Annotated in this window: 16 protein-coding genes; 5 read left to right on the top strand and 11 right to left on the bottom strand. The window is 53.0% G+C overall.

What is annotated here, in order from left to right; translation table 11 throughout:
- Window positions 1-32: 32 nt before the first annotated feature.
- The 4 genes from nqrF (at window position 33) to sthA (ending at window position 4,039) form a co-directional block, all read left to right on the top strand.
- Window positions 33-1,259, top strand: coding sequence for an NADH:ubiquinone reductase (Na(+)-transporting) subunit F (gene nqrF, locus Q4606_RS07420; RefSeq protein WP_303593481.1), 1,227 nt, complete (start codon window positions 33-35; stop codon window positions 1,257-1,259).
- Between the two features lie 9 nt (window positions 1,260-1,268).
- The gene (locus Q4606_RS07415) at window positions 1,269-2,321 is read left to right on the top strand and encodes an FAD:protein FMN transferase (protein ID WP_303607139.1); all 1,053 of its coding nucleotides are present in this window, start codon (window positions 1,269-1,271) and stop codon (window positions 2,319-2,321) included.
- A gap of 12 nt (window positions 2,322-2,333) precedes the next feature.
- Window positions 2,334-2,582 (top strand): (Na+)-NQR maturation NqrM, encoded by a 249-nt coding sequence (gene nqrM, locus Q4606_RS07410; protein ID WP_303607138.1) that lies wholly within the window; start codon window positions 2,334-2,336, stop codon window positions 2,580-2,582.
- Between the two features lie 65 nt (window positions 2,583-2,647).
- Window positions 2,648-4,039, top strand: coding sequence for a Si-specific NAD(P)(+) transhydrogenase (gene sthA, locus Q4606_RS07405; protein ID WP_303607137.1), 1,392 nt, complete (start codon window positions 2,648-2,650; stop codon window positions 4,037-4,039).
- Window positions 4,040-4,051: 12 nt separating this feature from the next.
- Here sthA and Q4606_RS07400 read toward each other — a convergent pair whose 3' ends face one another.
- The 9 genes from Q4606_RS07400 to Q4606_RS07360 form a co-directional block, all read right to left on the bottom strand.
- On the bottom strand, window positions 4,052-4,846 hold the full coding sequence (locus tag Q4606_RS07400; protein ID WP_303593474.1) for a glycerophosphodiester phosphodiesterase: 795 nt from the start codon (window positions 4,844-4,846) through the stop codon (window positions 4,052-4,054).
- A complete protein-coding gene (locus Q4606_RS07395) occupies window positions 4,843-5,970 on the bottom strand; it encodes a 3-deoxy-7-phosphoheptulonate synthase (protein WP_303607136.1) in 1,128 nt (375 codons plus the stop codon). The genes Q4606_RS07400 and Q4606_RS07395 overlap by 4 nt, the downstream gene beginning before the upstream one ends.
- A 24-nt stretch (window positions 5,971-5,994) precedes the next feature.
- Window positions 5,995-6,444 (bottom strand): TerB family tellurite resistance protein, encoded by a 450-nt coding sequence (locus Q4606_RS07390; RefSeq protein ID WP_303607135.1) that lies wholly within the window; start codon window positions 6,442-6,444, stop codon window positions 5,995-5,997.
- A 32-nt stretch (window positions 6,445-6,476) separates the two neighbouring features.
- The gene (gene tal / locus Q4606_RS07385) at window positions 6,477-7,445 is read right to left on the bottom strand and encodes a transaldolase (RefSeq protein WP_303593470.1); all 969 of its coding nucleotides are present in this window, start codon (window positions 7,443-7,445) and stop codon (window positions 6,477-6,479) included.
- Between the two features lie 136 nt (window positions 7,446-7,581).
- Window positions 7,582-8,652 carry a tRNA dihydrouridine(20/20a) synthase DusA gene (gene dusA / locus Q4606_RS07380; protein WP_303607134.1) on the bottom strand — a complete coding sequence of 357 codons (1,071 nt, stop codon included), beginning with the start codon at window positions 8,650-8,652 and terminating at the stop codon, window positions 7,582-7,584.
- Between the two features lie 163 nt (window positions 8,653-8,815).
- Entirely contained in the window at window positions 8,816-9,574 is a 759-nt protein-coding gene (locus Q4606_RS07375) for an ABC transporter ATP-binding protein (protein WP_303607133.1), read from the bottom strand.
- A complete protein-coding gene (locus tag Q4606_RS07370) occupies window positions 9,571-10,530 on the bottom strand; it encodes an iron chelate uptake ABC transporter family permease subunit (RefSeq protein ID WP_303607132.1) in 960 nt (319 codons plus the stop codon). Before Q4606_RS07370 ends, Q4606_RS07375 begins: the two co-directional genes overlap by 4 nt.
- A complete protein-coding gene (locus Q4606_RS07365) occupies window positions 10,521-11,510 on the bottom strand; it encodes an ABC transporter permease (RefSeq protein WP_303607131.1) in 990 nt (329 codons plus the stop codon). Before Q4606_RS07365 ends, Q4606_RS07370 begins: the two co-directional genes overlap by 10 nt.
- An 11-nt stretch (window positions 11,511-11,521) precedes the next feature.
- Complete coding sequence (locus tag Q4606_RS07360; protein ID WP_303607130.1) at window positions 11,522-12,454, bottom strand: siderophore ABC transporter substrate-binding protein; 933 nt, start codon at window positions 12,452-12,454, stop codon at window positions 11,522-11,524.
- Window positions 12,455-12,681: 227 nt separating this feature from the next.
- Between Q4606_RS07360 and Q4606_RS07355 the strand changes: the two genes are divergently transcribed.
- Window positions 12,682-13,575, top strand: coding sequence for a DMT family transporter (locus Q4606_RS07355; protein ID WP_303593459.1), 894 nt, complete (start codon window positions 12,682-12,684; stop codon window positions 13,573-13,575).
- Between the two features lie 12 nt (window positions 13,576-13,587).
- Here Q4606_RS07355 and Q4606_RS07350 read toward each other — a convergent pair whose 3' ends face one another.
- Both Q4606_RS07350 and Q4606_RS07345 read right to left on the bottom strand, forming a co-directional pair.
- Window positions 13,588-14,517, bottom strand: a complete 930-nt coding sequence (locus Q4606_RS07350) for a 5'-nucleotidase (protein ID WP_303607129.1) — start codon at window positions 14,515-14,517, stop codon at window positions 13,588-13,590.
- Window positions 14,518-14,610: 93 nt separating this feature from the next.
- Window positions 14,611-16,923 carry an ATP-binding protein gene (locus Q4606_RS07345; protein ID WP_303607128.1) on the bottom strand — a complete coding sequence of 771 codons (2,313 nt, stop codon included), beginning with the start codon at window positions 16,921-16,923 and terminating at the stop codon, window positions 14,611-14,613.
- Window positions 16,924-17,032 lie beyond the last annotated feature (109 nt).

Below are 17,032 nucleotides of genomic sequence, written 5' to 3'. Positions count from 1 at the left end.
CCGGTGATTCGGTTTAACGAAAAGGCGAGACCATGTATACAGAAATCATACTCGGCGTGGTCATGTTCACCGTTATCGTTCTGGCGCTTGTGGCGATCATCCTCGCGGCAAGATCCAAACTGGTAAGCACCGGTGATGTGACTATCGAAATCAATGACGATCCGGAACATACCGTGAAAACGGAAGCCGGTGGGAAGCTTCTGGGTACCCTGGCTAACAACGGTATTTTCCTGTCGTCAGCCTGTGGCGGCGGCGGTACCTGTGCCCAGTGCAAGTGCAAGGTGTTTGATGGCGGCGGCGCTATGCTGCCTACGGAAAAAACTCACTTCACGAACCGTGAAGAGAAGGAAGGCTGGCGTCTGTCGTGTCAGGTTCCGGTCAAGCAGGACATGAAAATTGAGGTTCCTGAAGAGTTCTTTGGTGTTAAAAAGTGGGAGTGTGAGGTTGTTTCCAACCATAACGTAGCCACCTTTATTAAAGAACTTGTGTTGAAACTGCCAGAAGGTGAGGAAGTTGACTTCCGCGCCGGCGGCTATGTTCAGCTTGAATGCCCTCCATACGAAATTGACTTCAAAGATTTTGATATCGAGAAGGATTTTCACGGTGATTGGGACAAGCTGGATATTTGGCGCTACAAAGCGATCAACAAGGAAGAGACCATCCGCGCCTATTCCATGGCGAACTATCCGGAAGAGAAGGGTGTCCTCAAGTTCAATATCCGTATCGCTACTCCGCCTCCGGGAACTGATCACCTGCCGGGCATCATGTCCAGCTACGTGTTCAACCTGAAGCCAGGTGACAAGGTTACGGTGATGGGGCCGTTTGGTGAGTTTTTCGCCAAGAAAACCGAGGCGGAAATGGTGTTCGTTGGTGGTGGCGCTGGCATGGCGCCTATGCGTTCGCACATCTTTGACCAACTTAAGCGCCTGAATTCGAAGCGCAAGATCAGCTTCTGGTATGGTGCCCGAAGTGTCCGCGAGATGTTCTACGTGGAAGACTTCGACGGGCTTGCCGAAGAGAACGATAACTTCGAATGGCACGTTGCCCTGTCCGACGCACAACCCGAGGACAACTGGGACGGCCCTACAGGCTTTATCCATAACGTACTCTATGAGAACTACCTGAAGGATCATCCTGCTCCTGAAGACTGTGAGTTCTACATGTGCGGCCCCCCTATCATGAACGCATCGGTTATCAAGATGCTAAAAGATATGGGTGTTGAAGACGAGAACATCATGCTGGATGACTTCGGAGGTTAAACCTTTCAGATGACATTCCGCATGCTTCAACCCGCCAGGGCGGTCTTGACCAGTGTCTTTATGATGCTGGCCTTGGCGGCCCTGGCGGGTTGTTCGTTTCAGCCGGACGAAGAAGTCTGGGAAATCTCAGGCCCTGTGTTTGGCACCACCTACCACATCAGTGTTGTAGCACCGGAAGATCGTAAAAAGCTGGAAGTTCTTGCTAAAGGTATTGATGAAGCTCTTGAAGATGTCGATGCTTCCATGTCGACCTGGCGGAAAGATTCCGAACTGTCGAAGCTGAATCGTCGGGAAGATCAGTCGGACTGGGTTCCGTTATCGAAAGGACTTTATGAGGTTCTGGCTAAAGCCGATGAGATTTCACGGCTGACAGATGGAGCATTTGACGTAACCATAGGGCCAGTGGTGAATCTCTGGGGCTTCGGACCGGAAGCAAGACCAGAACAGATTCCCTCAGAGCAACGTCTGGCTCAGGTTCTGTCCAGAACGGGTTACGAGCAGCTTGCACTCCGGGCCAGCCCGCCTGCAGTAAAGGCGGCTTTGCCCCAGTACATCGATCTTTCCGCCATCGCAAAAGGTTATGGTGTTGATGCGGTGGCCCGCTATCTGGATAGCGAGGGAATAGAGTCATATCTTGTCGAAATCGGTGGAGAGGTCCGTACCAGCGGGGCTAAGCCTGATGGCAATGTGTGGAGGCTAGCTATCGAGCAGCCGGTGGAAGCTGCTGAGCATACGATAAACCTGATTGTTTCTTTGCCTTCTCGCGCAATGGCCACGTCGGGAGACTATCGTAACTATTACGAATCGGAAGGGCGGCGTTTCTCCCATACAATAGACCCTGAGACCGGAAAGCCCATAACGCATAACCTGGCTTCTGTAACGGTTATCGCAGATGACAGCATGAGTGCAGACGCTCTGGCGACCGGTTTCACCGTAATGGGTTTTGAGCGGGCGAGTGCGCTCGCAACACGGGAAAATATTCCGGCCTATTTTATTATCCGGACTGAAAACGGGTTTGAAGGGCATCAGACTCCAGCGTTTTCGTCCTACGTTACTCAGTAAGGGGAGGGCAGTATGGGTACCTTTCTTCTGGTTTTGTTGATTGTGGTTCTATTGGTTGCCGGCATGTCTGTTGGCGTGATTTTCGGGCGTAAACCGATCAGCGGTACCTGTGGCGGTATTGGTGCCCTTGGCATCAGCTCGTCCTGTGATATTTGTGGTGGCAACACCCAGAAGTGTGAAGAGGAAAACCAGCGCGTTGCTTCGGAGGCACTGGCTCCCGAGGAACTGGCTTATGATGCGACCAAAACAGGTCGCAAGTAGTAAACGCTGGTAGATTTCATAATCACAACTATTTTTTCCGACGCAAATAAGGAGTCAATGCGCGCATGGCAGAACATCATTACGACGTCGTCGTTATCGGTGCTGGTCCTTCCGGTGAAGGAGCGGCAATGAATGCGACCAAGCATGGCAAGCGTGTTGCTATCGTTGAAGACAAGCCCACAGTGGGGGGCAACTGCACCCATTGGGGAACGATTCCTTCCAAGGCTTTGCGTCACTCGGTCAAACAAATCATTACCTTTAACACCAATCAGATGTTCCGGGATATCGGAGAGCCTCGCTGGTTCTCGTTTCCCCGGGTGCTGCAAAGCGCACAGAAGGTTATTGGTAAACAGGTAAAGCTCAGAACCCAGTTTTACTCCCGTAACCGGGTCGATTTGATCAACGGCCGCGCGTCCTTCCTTGACAACAATCGTCTAGAGGTCCGTGGTAACAAGTCGGTTGAGACGCTGCACTTCAAGCAAGTCATCATCGCAACCGGCTCACGCCCGTATCTGCCGCCTGATCTGGATTTCAGACACCATCGGATCTACAACTCGGATACCATCCTGAATCTCTCCCATACACCGCGGACTCTGATTATCTATGGCGCTGGTGTAATCGGTTCAGAGTATGCGTCTATTTTTGCCGGGCTTGGTGTAAAGGTTGATCTGATTAATCCGGGTAGTCGCCTGCTGTCGTTCCTTGATGATGAAATATCAGACGCTCTGAGCTACCACCTGCGTAACAACGGTGTGCTGGTGCGTCACAATGAGCAATACGAATCGGTAGATGGAGATGACCACGGGGTGGTCCTCTCGTTGCAGTCGGGCAAGAAAATTCGCGCGGATGCGTTTCTCTGGTGTAATGGCCGGAGCGGTAACACCGACAGCCTGGCGCTCGAGAATATTGGCCTGACACCTAATAGCCGTGGTCAGCTGTCCGTTGATGAGCATTACCGCACAGAGGTAGAGAACGTCTACGCCGCCGGGGATGTTATCGGCTGGCCAAGCCTTGCGAGTGCTGCTTATGACCAGGGCCGTTCTGCATCCTCGGATATCGTGCATGATGAGTACTTCCGGTTTGTTTCAGATGTACCCACGGGCATTTACACGATCCCTGAAATCAGTTCTGTTGGTAAAACCGAGCGTGAGCTAACAGAAGCCAAGGTGCCCTATGAAGTCGGGCAGGCTTTTTTCAAACATCTGGCAAGGGCGCAGATAACCGGCGAGGCGGTCGGTATGCTGAAAATCCTGTTTCATCGTGAGACCAAGCAGATTCTGGGCATTCATTGCTTTGGTGACCAGGCTGCCGAGATCGTTCATATCGGCCAGGCCATCATGAACCAGAAGGGTGAAGCCAACTCTCTCGATTACTTTATCAACACAACCTTTAACTACCCGACCATGGCGGAAGCTTATCGGGTAGCTGCATTGAATGGCCTGAACCGGATCTTCTGAGCGGGCTGATGATCAGTTGGCGGGTAATGCCTCATTACCCGCCGCTGTGCTTTCCTGGCGGTCAGGCAGTGAAACGGCAGCACGTGCGCGGTTATCAAAAAACATGCGTGTGCTTGTGGGGTAATCTGTAATGATGCTGTTTACGCCCATGGCTTCCAGCTGAAGCATGTCCTGAATACGGTTAACCGTCCAGCAGGAGACATGCATTTCTCTTCTACGAGCATTCTCGACCAACTCTGGTGAACAAAGCTTCCAGTTGATACACAAGTAGTCGCAGCCTAAACGCGTTGCTACGCCCAGGGGGCGAGGGAACCGCCGCTCTGCTACCAGCCCGGTGCGAATGCGTTTGTTTCTTCTGCGTATTTCTTTCAGAAACCAGGTATCTGCCGACGTAATGGCTGCCGTCTGGTAGAGGTTACGGTGCTGGATAACTTCCGTTAAACGATTGCAGAGAATGTTCAGCCTGGCACGGGAATCCTTCTTTACCTCCAGCTGAAAATGCTCAATATCACCGAACTCATCAAGGAGGTCTTCCAGCGAAGGGATTCCGGTTCTTACCGGCCATGAAACTGTGTTGCGACGGGCGTCCATGGCCGCAAGCTCTGCTGCCGTATACTGGCTCACATGGCCTTTCTGGTCAGTCGTCCGATCGGTCGTCAGATCATGCACCAGCACAGGTTTGCCATCTTTCGATAGCACCAGATCCAGCTCAAAATGTCGAACACCCTGCCGGTAGGCGTGCTTGAAACCGGCAAGAGTGTTCTCTGGGGCTTCGCCTTTCGCGCCCCGATGTCCGTAGACGATCATTTTGATGATTCACCTTTCAGGCGTTGGTAAATGGCCTGGCGTTTTATCCAGGTATCGTGGCAGAGGTGTATATCTTCAAGATAGGCGGGTAGCTCGTTCATCAAGAGCGCTTGAGGGCCGTCTACAAGTGCTTTTTCCGGCTTGGGGTGGAAGTCCACCAGAACCATGTTGGCCCCGGAGATCACACCCTGTGCCGTTGCGTGCATAACGTCCAGAATGCCGTCTGGCGACTTCTCGCGAGTGCCTACGGAATGAGAAGGGTCGACGCAGACAGGCATGCGCGTAAGCCGTTTAACGGCCGGCACGTGAGCAAAATCCACCATGTTGCGGTGCGGTTGACCAGCCTCGGTCTTCATCCCTCGCAGGCAAAAAATGACGTTTGCATTGCCTTCGCTGGCAAGGTATTCCGCAGCATTCAGGGATTCGTTCAAGGTAATACCGAACCCGCGCTTGAGCAGAACCGGATAAGTACTCTGACGACCAATGGCTTTTAGCAGCTCAAAGTTCTGAGTGTTCCGGGTCCCTACCTGAAGCATGACACCCGTAGGGCGCCCGAGTTTCTCCAGGCAGGTATCGATTTCTTCAATGTGGCTTTCATGGGTGATCTCCATGGCGACCACTTTGATACCGTGTTTGCCCGCTTTTTCAAATACCCATGGTAGACAGCCTTTGCCATGCCCCTGAAATGAATAGGGATTGGTGCGAGGCTTGTAGGCACCCATGCGTGTGCAAACCTGGCCATTCTCTTCCAGGGCTTTCAGCATCATTTCTACATGCTCGGGCACGTCCACGGCGCAGAGACCGGCGAAGATATTCAGGTTGGACTGGTTGAAGTCCACGCCGTTATAGCTAAAGCCTGTCTGACGGTTGTCGTCTTTATGACGCCCCAGAATCCGGTAGTCGTCGGATATCCGAATGGCCCGTTCTACTGCCGGCAAAGCTTCGATTTCTGCCTTGTCGAGGGGTTTGGTGTCGCCCAGCAGATATATCTCGGTCAGACGCTGGCTGACGCCCTGTATTTCATGCACCCGCACCGATACGCCTGGCAGGTTCTCCAGAAAGTGCATCGTCTGGCGATAAGCTTCACTGTCCAGAGCTGTGTTGGGATGAAGAATAGCTAGCATGCGATTTCCTTTGTTATGTCTCGGTCAGGAGCGAGCACTCTCTGCCTTGTGTCGCGCCTGTATGAACTCCCGATGGTTAAGATGCAGCAGATCTGCCATACGGCGAATAAGGTGTTCTTCGTATTTGTCTATGCGGTCATCTGCGAGCGCAACCTGCCAGATATTTTCCAGCAGCGACTGTTTGCCTTCCTGATCCAGGTGTTCATTTATCTGCCCGGTAAATTCATACAGTGAAGTAGCATCCTCAGCATGGGCCAGTGCATCGTTGAGAATCTCTTCCGCTTCTTCCCGGGTTACCTGGTGGGCTTTTATTGCACACTCTACGATAGCCTTTAGTTCTCGTTCGTCTTCGTGGTGATCTACCCGCGAAAGCTGCACCATCAAAGCGGTTGCAGCGACCGCAAGCTGGTGGGCATCAAACTCATGATGCTCTGTTTTCGGTGCACTAAACAGTTTTTTCAGGCTCTCAATCATAATCGGACATGACCATTCCGGTGCATTGAAAATCAGGCCGCTTTACTGGCGAGCTGGCGAACCTGGTTCTCCAGCTCAATCTGGTCGTTGGTAAAGCGCCGAATGCCGTCTGCCAGTTTTTCGGTGGCCATGGCGTCTTCATTAGACTCCCAGCGAAACCGCTTCTCATCCAGAACTCCGAAACCGTCGGATGAAGTGGCTGCAGAGGCCGAAAGCTTTTGCTCCAGGGTGCCGGTGTCGTCTTGCAGCTCCTGCAGTAACGCAGGGCTGATGGTCAGACGATCGCAGCCTGCCAACATTTCAATTTCCCCGGTGTTTCGGAAACTCGCACCCATGACTACCGTGCTGAAACCATTGGCCTTGTAGTAATTATAGATCCGGGCGACCGATAGCACACCTGGGTCCTCGGCGGCGGGAAAACTATCCCGGCCACTGCTGGCGAGATGCCAGTCGAGTATGCGCCCAACGAAAGGGGAAATCAGGAATGCCCCTGCCTGGGCGCAAGCTGCAGCCTGCACAAATGAAAACAGAAGCGTGAGGTTGCAATGAATGCCTTCCTGCTCAAGTATCTCCGCCGCGCGGATGCCTTCCCAGGTCGACGCAATCTTGATAAGAACCCTGCTGGTATCGACTCCCTGCTGGTCGTAGAGTTCGATAAGGCGCCGGGCGCGCCTGAGCGTAGCCTCTGTATCGAATGACAAGCGTGCATCAACTTCCGTCGAAACCACACCGGGTATCAGACTGAGTATTTCCTGGCCCGCCAGAACCGCCAACATATCAGTTGCCACCGTTAACTGTTCGGTATCAGAGCCGCCTCGTTTCCGTGCCATCGTAACTGCTTTATCGAGCATAGGGCGATAGGCGTCGGAAGCAGCTGCCTTGAGCAGCAGTGATGGATTTGTTGTGGCGTCCTGAGGGCGCCACTGGGCAATGGCGCCAATGTCACCCGTATCCGCCACTACCGTGGTCATGGTTTTCAGTTGGTCTAGCTTGTTGGTCATTAGGGCTGTCGTCCGAGTTATTTTTTCGGTACATCCGAATCCCGGATGTGGATTGTGCTTCTACAATAGCGGGCTGAAAAGACAGGAACAAGACAGCAAAAAGTAAGGTGTTGGTAATAATGCCTTAAGGTCGCGGTCAGGCGTTCTCCGTCGTTTCAGTCATTGCTGGCTGAGCAGGCTCCCGGACCTTATCCAGAGCGGTCTGGATGACCTCCAGGTCGGCGCCCGGCTTATGAGCGTTCTCGCTGATATACCGGCGAAACTGGCGTCCACCGGGAACACCGTGGAAAAGCCCCAGGATGTGTCGGGATATGTGACCGAGAAAAACACCGCGTTCCAGTTCGCTCTGGATATAAGGATACATGGCCCTGAGTGCGTCGTGGCGCGAAGCAACGGGAGCCTCGCTGCCAAAGAACTCCGGATCCACGCCCGCCAGAAGCCAGGGGTTATGGTATGCCTCGCGGCCCAGCATAACGCCGTCAGTATGTTCCAGGTGCTCGTGACACTCAGCAAAGGTTTTGATGCCACCGTTGATAATGATCTCAAGGTGAGGGTATTCCTGTTTCAGCCGGTATGCCCAATCGTATTTTAATGGCGGCACATCCCGGTTTTCCTTCGGGCTTAGCCCTTCGAGAATGGCTATACGTGCATGGACAATAAACGTACGACAACCTGCAGCACTGACTTTGTCGACGAATTCACAAAGATCCTCCCAAGACTCCCGGCCATTGATACCAATGCGGTGCTTAACCGTGACCGGAAGGCTGGTGGCTTCGATCATGGCGCGAACGCCTTCAGCCACCTTGTCCGGATGCCCCATCAGGCAGGCGCCAATCATGTTGTTCTGAACCCGGTCGCTGGGGCAACCAACGTTCAGGTTTACCTCACTGAAACCGAATTGCTCCGCCAGTCGTGCGCAATGTGCCAGTTCACCCGCATCACTACCACCCAGTTGCAGGGCCAGCGGGTACTCGGCAGAGTTGTGGTGCAAAAAACGCTCCGTATCGCCGTGAATCAGCGCACCGGTTGTGACCATCTCGGTATAAAGCAGGGTATGCCGGCTCAGCAGTCGGGCAAGGTAGCGATATTGCGGAGTCGTCCAATCCATCATCGGCGCCACGCAAAAGCGGCGGGAGGGTTCAGACCCGATTCCACCAGGGGTTCCGGAGGGCTTTCTGGCGCTTTCTGAAGTTGCGTCTTTGATCATTAAGTGCTCAATTCTGACCGGTTGTGTGTGGCCACAACTCGAAGGCAGGTTTGTGGTCTTATGCCTTCACTCGAACGGGTTGTATGAGGGGACGATTCTATCAGGAAATCGGATTTGTTGGTTCCTCGGAGTATGAGTGTTTCTCGCCATAAAAATAGAGCGATTAGCGGAAATACGTGCAGATCCTTTGTCCGTTCAGTTCGTGGACACTCGTGGGGATATCGTAAAGATCGGTCAGAACCTCGTTCCGGATAATTTGTTCCGGCGTGCCCTGGTAGGCCAGTTGGCCGCGACGCATGGCAATAATATGGTCGGAATAGCAGGAGGCGAAGTTGATGTCGTGCAGTACGACGACTACGGTTTTACCTTTTTCATCCGCAGCGCGGCGCAACAGTTGCATCATGCCAACAGCGTGGCGCATATCTATGTTGTTCAGGGGTTCGTCCAGCAGCACGTATTCCGTGTCCTGGCACATCACCATGGCCACGTAAGCCCGCTGGCGTTGGCCACCTGAAAGTTCGTCCAGATGGCGTTGCTGGTATTCTTCCAGTTCGAGATACTGGATGGCTTCGTCAATATGCTTTTGGTCTTCCGTGGTCAAACGCCCGCCAGAATGGGGGAAGCGGCCAAAGGCAACCAGATCCCGAACGGTCAGGCGCAGGCTGGACTCATTGTGCTGGCGCAAGATTGACAGGCGCCTGGCCAATTCCGGCCCAGATGTGCGTGTTACGTCCAACCCGTCAATTTCCACCGTGCCGACGCTCATGGGTGTCAGGCGGCTAATCATCGACAACAAGGTGGATTTACCGGCACCGTTGGGGCCGATAATCGAGGTTAGCCCACCTTTGGGGATTTGCAGGCTGACATCTTCGACCACCAGGGTATCCTGGTACTTTTTGCTCAGCCCACGGGCTTCAATCATTGTTTGACTCCTCGCAACAACAAAACAATAAAAAGCACGCCACCGCACAATTCAATGATCATGGCCAAAGGCAGTCCCGAATTCAGTAGGTGCTCGAATACAAGCTGCCCGCCGACCAGACAGACTATTCCTGCCAATACACTCGTAGGCAGGGTCCAGCGATGTTGGTGGCTGCCGGTTATCCAATAGGCGAGATTGGCCACCAACAAACCAAAAAACAGCATGGGGCCGACCAGCGCGGTGCTGATGGAGACAAGCACACAGATAGCCAGCATCAGGAGGGTGATGGTTTTTGTGTAAGGGATGCCCAGATTGATCGCCACGTCACGCCCCAGAATTAGTACATCAAGCTGATGGCGAAACCGAAACAGCAGTGCGCTACACAAGCCAACACCGATCAAGCCGACCCATAACAATTGCACGTTGATGCGATTAAAGTTGGCAATACCACTGCCTTGCTGAATGGAAAACTCGCTGGGGTCAAAAACTCTCTGGGCCAGTTCCGCCAGCTCCCGGAATAACAAGCCAGTGACCATGCCCAGTAAAATGAGCACATGCAGTCCACGGACCGAATCGGTGAATAACAGGCGAAAGATCACCAGAGCAATGCTTACCATCACCGCAACTTCGACAATGAAGCGCAACTCCACTGGCCAGCCAGTATTCTGCCCCACACCCCACACCAATAAAGCCAGTGAATGCACCAGCACATACAACACATCAAAGCCCATCAGAGATGGCGTTAAAATGCGGTTATGAGTAATGGTCTGAAACACGACTGTTGCCAGGCCCATGGTGATAGCAACCAGCAACATGCCCAGCAACCGGCTGCCACGGTGCTGGACGATAAAGCCCCAGTCACTTTGAACATTCAGGGTCATAAAGCCCACAATGCTCAGCACGGCCAGTACGGTGGTAAGGCTCAGCAGCAATTTGGCGCGCAGGTTCAGGCCCATTGTTTGCGCCCCCGTATCAGAATGACCAGGAACACCAGGCAGCCGGAGATGGCCAGAATATTAGCGGAGGGTATTTCGTAGGGGTGAATCAGTACGCGAGCCAGCAGATCTGCCACGAGCATTAATACAGCACCACCCAGAGCCACCAGAGGAATGGCGTGGCGCAAATGATCACCGGTAATTCGGCGAATCAGGTTAGGAACAATTAAGCCTATAAAAGGCAAGGCGCCGGCGATGACCACCACACTGGCCACCACCATGGAGACCAGTAAAACCCCCAGGGCAATCAACCACCGATAGTTAACGCCTACATTGGTGGCGAAGTCTTTGCCCATACCGATCACGGTAAAGCGATCCGCCAACAGCATCGCAAGGACGGTAATGCCCGCAGCAACCCAAAGCAATTCATAGCGCCCGCGCAGAATCGCCGAGAAGTCGCCGCTGTTCCAGGAGCGCAGGGCCTGCGCCAGCTCAAACTGGTACGCCAGCAAACTACTGCCTGCATGAATTACGCCTGCCAGAACCAGCCCGACCAGGGGCACAATCAAAGCCGACCGCAACGGGATACGTTCGAGTACGGCCAGAAACAGCAGGGTTCCGCCAGCAGCACAAAGGGTCGCCACGCCAAACTTCAGCCACAGGGCCATACCGGGTGCTGCTATGGCACAGAACAATACTCCGAGCGCAGCAGCATCCGCCGTCCCCATCATAGAGGGATCTACCAGGCGGTTGCGTGCCATCATTTGCAAAAGCAGACCAGCGACAGCCAGAGAGGCTCCCGCCAGTACCAGGGCCAGGGTTCGCGGCCAGCGGCTGACGAACAGCAGCTGGGTGATCCGATCATCCGGCTGAGTGAACAGGTGCAGCAGGTTCATGCGGCTGGCACCCACATTCAGGCTGACAATGGCCAGCGCGAACACGAGTAGCGCCAGCCCCACCAGCCATGATGTGGTGGAGAGTCGGGTGGAGGTTGTGTTCATACGGTGGGTGCTTAGTTAGAGAACACTTCCAGCAGGCGATCGACGTTGCTCTGTAGCACTCTCAAACCGCTGTTATCCAGTAAATACCAACTGACCGGCTCCAGGTAAACGATCTGACCTTTTGCACCGGCTTCTGTGGCCTGAACCAGCTCGTTATCCATCATTTGTTTTGCGGCAACACCTTCACGGCCAATCGCTGCGTCCCTGTCCATCACGAACAACCAGTCAGGGTTTGCCTCCAGCAGAAACTCGTAGGAAACCGCCTGTCCATGACGGCCGACTTTCAGATCTGCAACGGCCGGCGTTACCCCGAATACATCGTGGATCATGCCAAAGCGAGTGCCAATGCCAAACGCACGCATTTTTCCGCCCGAGGTCAACAACGTCAGCCCGGAGCCCTGTTTGGCCGCAAGCGTTTGCAATTGTTTCACAGAGGCTTTCAGTTTGGCGGTCAGTTCAGCAGCTTGCTCCTCCCGGTCGAAAATTTGCCCAAGGATTTCTGTGTTGCGCACGACACTTCCCAGCATGTCTTTTGGATCGGGAGTCAGGTCGAGAGTCGGGCCATATTCAGCAACCTTTTCATATTGACTACTGGCGCGCCGGCCCAGAATGATCAAGTCAGGTTTGAGGTTTTGCAATGCCTCGTAGTCTGGCTCAAACAGGCTGCCAATCTGAACAAAGCGGGCATCGTCGTATTGGTCGAGCATGGGCGGCATGATGTTGGAGCGGGGAATGCCCTGGGCTTCAACCCCCAGCGCAGCCATGGTGTCCAGGGTTGACCAATCAAGCACGGCGACGGTCTTTGGTAGCTTGGGTATCTGAGTTTCACCCTTTGCATGTTCAATCGTTAACAGGGCGTTTGCATACGCTGGTGCGATCGCGCCAATCAACAAAAGGCTAAAGAACGAAATCGTTCGGAATATCGAAAAAAGGCTCAAACGCATAATCAGCTCCTGGTAAATTTCAGTAACCTGGCCCGGAGGGCACAGAGAAAAGCAGGGAGCATGATATGCGAATGATTTTGATTTGTAATCCGTTTTGTGAGATTTCCTTTTGGCAGCGACCGGTTCAGATTTTCTCTGGATAACACGTATTACCTCTTGCTCCCACCACTGGTACCCTCCCGCCACCAGAACTTGGTTCGTCCAGACCTTAAAGGAAAGTTAAACGAATGAACTCGCACATACTGGCGGCAGTTCTCTCTGCTGTTTTCATGGGTACCATTGGCGCAATTTCTGTTTACGCCGATGTCAGCGCTGAAACGGTTACCTTTTACCGCCTGTTTATTGGCGCCGTTTTAATGGGTTGCTTCCTGTTGTTTACAGGCCAGAAAGATAAAATATTTACCTGGCCGGGTTTCAAGGTTTTGGTAACGGGCGCGTTCCTCGCATGCTTTGTCGTCTTTTATGTAATGGCGTTGAACTATACGAGCATGGCCAATGCGGTCATGTTGTTGTATCTGGCACCGGTAACCGCGTCCGCCGTTGCCCACTTTTTTATGGGTGAGCGGCTATCAGGGCCAAGTGCGGCGCTGATCGGAGTGGCGCTGTTTGGCTTTGCCATGATGATGGAGTTCAACTTTAACCTTACAGGGCGAAAGCAGGAATCGATCGGTCTCTTTTACGCACTGTGTGCCATGTTGTGCTATGCGGCCTTTATTCTGACCAACCGACTAATCCATGAACGGGTGCATGTGCTGACTCGCAGTGGCTTTCAGATGCTTGTGGGGGCCATGTGCGTGTTGCCTTTTATGCTTCAGCAGAGTGAGAGCATCGGCGCTGTGCAGTGGGGCTGGTTGATTGCAGCGGGTATCGTTCCGGGGTTCCTGGCTATAATGTTGGCAGTGGTCGCGTTAAGAGCGCTCCCGGCCGCTACCTTTGGTACCCTGGCTTATCTGGAGCCTATTACCGTAGTCGCGCTGGCATGGTTTCTGTTTGATCAAAGCCTGAATACGTTGCAGTTGTCCGGGAGTGCGTTGATTATCGTCTCGGGTGTGGCGCAGGCGGTGTTATCGCAGCGCAGTTCGCGCTGGGCCGCAGCAGGCCCTGAAGTGGAGGCAGGGTAGGATTTTTCTTGATTATTCTCCCAGATTCGCCACCCCAAACGGGATATGCACCATTGAAATGTCCCCAGCATCAGACTCCAGGTGGGAGCGTTGGTCATCAAAAAACATGTGGGGTTTGAGCACGTTCAGGATCCGGTCTTTTTTCATCCCACCCAGGAAGAAAACCTCGTTGGCATCCACGCCCCAGTGCTCCAGAGTTGTAATCACCCGTTCATGGGAAGGCGCATTGCGGGCCGTCACTATGGCGATTCTTAATACCCGCCGGTAATCCGGATCATCCAGTACTGCGCGGTCCTCCAGTTTTTGCAGATGTGAAAGCTTGCGGAATAAATCCGCCAGAGGGCCAGGGCTGTGGGGGATTTGTGATCGGGAGGACTCGTGTTCCTGAAAGTCTTCCAGGGAGCCTGCCTTGAATACCCGCTCTGAGGCATCATCTGCTATCACTCCGTCAAAGTCGAAAGCAATCCGCAGTTCTGCATCGCCCTCATCATCGACTACGTGACTCGGCAGTACCGTGCCCGCCGGGTGGCCGTAATCGATGGCCTGTGACACATCCTTGGCATTAGCAGAAAGAAACAGCGAAGCATTGAACGCAGGAATATACGCATAGGGCGACTTGCCCTCCAGAAATGCCGCTCGGGTAATGTCCAGCCCGTGATGATGAATCGAGTGGAAAACCCGCTTACCGGTAATCACCGAGTTTCGTGACAGTAAAACCACTTCTACGGGGCATTGCTCCGGAAACTTCTGATTCACACTGAGAAAACGCTTTACGAAAGGAAAGGCGACGCCCTTGCGCAAGGGTTCTTCCAGATGCGCCTCCTGATATTTCCGATAGGCTTTTTCACCCTGTTCCCGGAAGACCTGGTCCGATCCGGAAAGATCAAACAAGGCGCTGGATGCAACCGCAATAACGAGCTTTTGTTCGATGGGGTAGGGCATCGGCAGGGCGTTCCTTTTTTGCGCGTATCAGAATGCAAATCACGGAGGATCGGGTCCCAAGCGTATTATGCAACACAGACCATTGTATGCGTGTTACCTGGTGATGATCTCACCAAACTGGTCTGGGTTATACGAGGTAAGATTGCAAAGTTCCGCAAGCGTCAGGCGCATCTCCCGCAGGTCGACGGGTTTCGATAAGTATGCGTTGAACGTTTCTGAAGTATTTTCCATGGGCTCTGAACTCAGTTCCTGTTTGCCCGAGAGCAGAATCACCGACACACCAGGCCAGCAGGATCGTGCAGCGTTCAGAACTTCGGCACCTGAAGCACCCGGTAAGTGATAGTCGGTAATGATAATATCGGGCACATTGCCGCCAGGCGTCACAGCTTCCATAAACATTTCTGCTGTAGTGAAAAGCTCTACCCGAAATCCCATGTTGGTGAGTTCGTCGTCTAATAGGTCGCGAATCTGTAATGAATCCTCTACCACCCAGGCTATTTTGCCCTGGGCGTCAAAAACAGGCAGAAAATCATGCATCACCGGAAGTGCGGGGCTCACAAGCTGCTCGTTTCCGGCAATGTAGGGAATGGTGCATGTCGCAGTCGTTCCTTTGCCCGGTTCACTATCAAGATGAAGTTTGCCCCCCAGCTTTTTGGTCAGTTCGAAGCAGATGGCCAGGCCCAGACCAGCGCCGGGATTACTTTTGGAGCTTTGATAAAAAGGTGTATAGATTTTTTCAAGCTGATGGGGGGTTATGCCACGGCCAGTGTCAGTGACACGGAAAACAAGCGATGGCTCACCGTCCTGATTGTTGTCGAATGCAATGGATAAGGTGATTTTTCCGTTATCAGTGTATTTCGCGGCATTGTCCAGCAGATTGAGCAAAACACGCTGCAGCTGGGTGCTGTTGCACTGGATGACTGTTGGCAATTCCGTTTCGATATTGAATTGAAAATCGTTATTTTGCTTGCCGGCGATAATGTGGGCTTGATTGACGAGATTGTCGATAAAAGCAATCAGGTAAACGTCCCGTAGCTCATCGTTATACGCTGTGATGTCCCGCGCATAGTCCATCAAGCCATCTACCAGATCCTTCATGTACAGTGCTCGGTCCTGGATAACCTGATTTGCTTTCTGGCGGCTCACTGCGTCAACCGCCTGCAGTTGCGCGTAGCCCAGGATGGCTGTTAGCGGAGATCGCAAATCATGAGTGATCTGTCCCAAAAAGTTCACTTTGGCTGTGTTGGCTTTTTTTGCTGTCTCTAGGGCATGGTTCAGTTCTTTTGTCCGGTTTTCGACGGCTTTTTCCAGAAGTTCACGGCTTTCTGATTCTTTTACCCTGAGCGCGGTTGCAGCTATTTCCAGTTGACGTTTCTGCTGCCAGTTGTATGTGAGTATCAATGCCAGAACGATAAAGATCTCGACGTAAATTCGTACGCCTGCGAAGGCAGAGGTGTAATAGAAATTGAATGTGTAGCCGAGCAACAAGAATGAAGACGTAACCCAGTATGCGAAGAGCAGGAGCAGTATCGGGGTCTGTCCGGGACGCTTGGCTTGAAGGGTGGGGGGGATCATGAATGGCCAGCTTAAGGCATACAGGCCCGTGATCAGAATTCCCCAGCTGCGGATACTCACCCCATCCAGAACAAAGGTGAGACACGCTGTAACGACGGCAGATATGGCCGTCAGGGCCAGGAACCGGCGCCAGAATCGATGCTGGTGAAGCCCCAGCAAGAACACAGACGTTGTCAGGAACAGCTGTTCCGTAAACACCCATGCGGAAACTCTGAGATTGGTTGAGTAATTCTCAAGGACAGGCAGCAGGTATAAGCTGAAAAAACCATCCTTTTCTGTTTCAAATATGAACGCAATCAATAGCCATAGGCCAGTGATGAATAAGCCGGCGTTGAATTTGAGTGTCAGAACGGTCAGCAGCATTACGATGCATGCAAAAAGAACGATCTGAAATACCCGCTTTTCATGGATGCTTTGAGCGTATGAGGCTGGTTCCCAACTTTTCACACTGACAAAGGGGAGGCTGTCACTATCAATTTTCAGGAGAAGTTGCTGGGTTTCCCCTGCATTGAGCTTCACCGGAATAACGCTTTTTCCATTGCTTATGGTGCGATCCTGCAAGGGCTGGGCTAAACCTGTGGTTTTCTGCCAGAGGAGTGCCTTGCTGGTCGGGGAGAGAAAGAACGCATCTACCCGCGTCATTCTCCAGGGTTCCAGTACCAACCAGCGTGTTAAAGCCTGGCCGCTGCTGTTGTGTAGGGTGGCGTTTAACCAAGTGGTCGTGTGCTGTCGTGGTGCGTTGAAGGTATCTTCACCGGGGTGAGCCCAGTCGGTGGAGTTCAGGGCATCATGATAGTTCTGGACATTTCTGCTTCCAGAAATGGTTGTCATCGCGCCTGTGAGCTCATGATTGTCCGGCGCTGTGGCAAGATCTATAGGAGTGCCTTGAACTACGCTGGTATCGGCCAACGTGTGTGGGGTAATGCCAAAACACAATGTT

This window comes from Marinobacter sp. 1_MG-2023 (assembly GCF_030549045.1).
GTDB lineage: Bacteria > Pseudomonadota > Gammaproteobacteria > Pseudomonadales > Oleiphilaceae > Marinobacter.
This window is presented reverse-complemented; position numbering and strand designations above follow the sequence as displayed.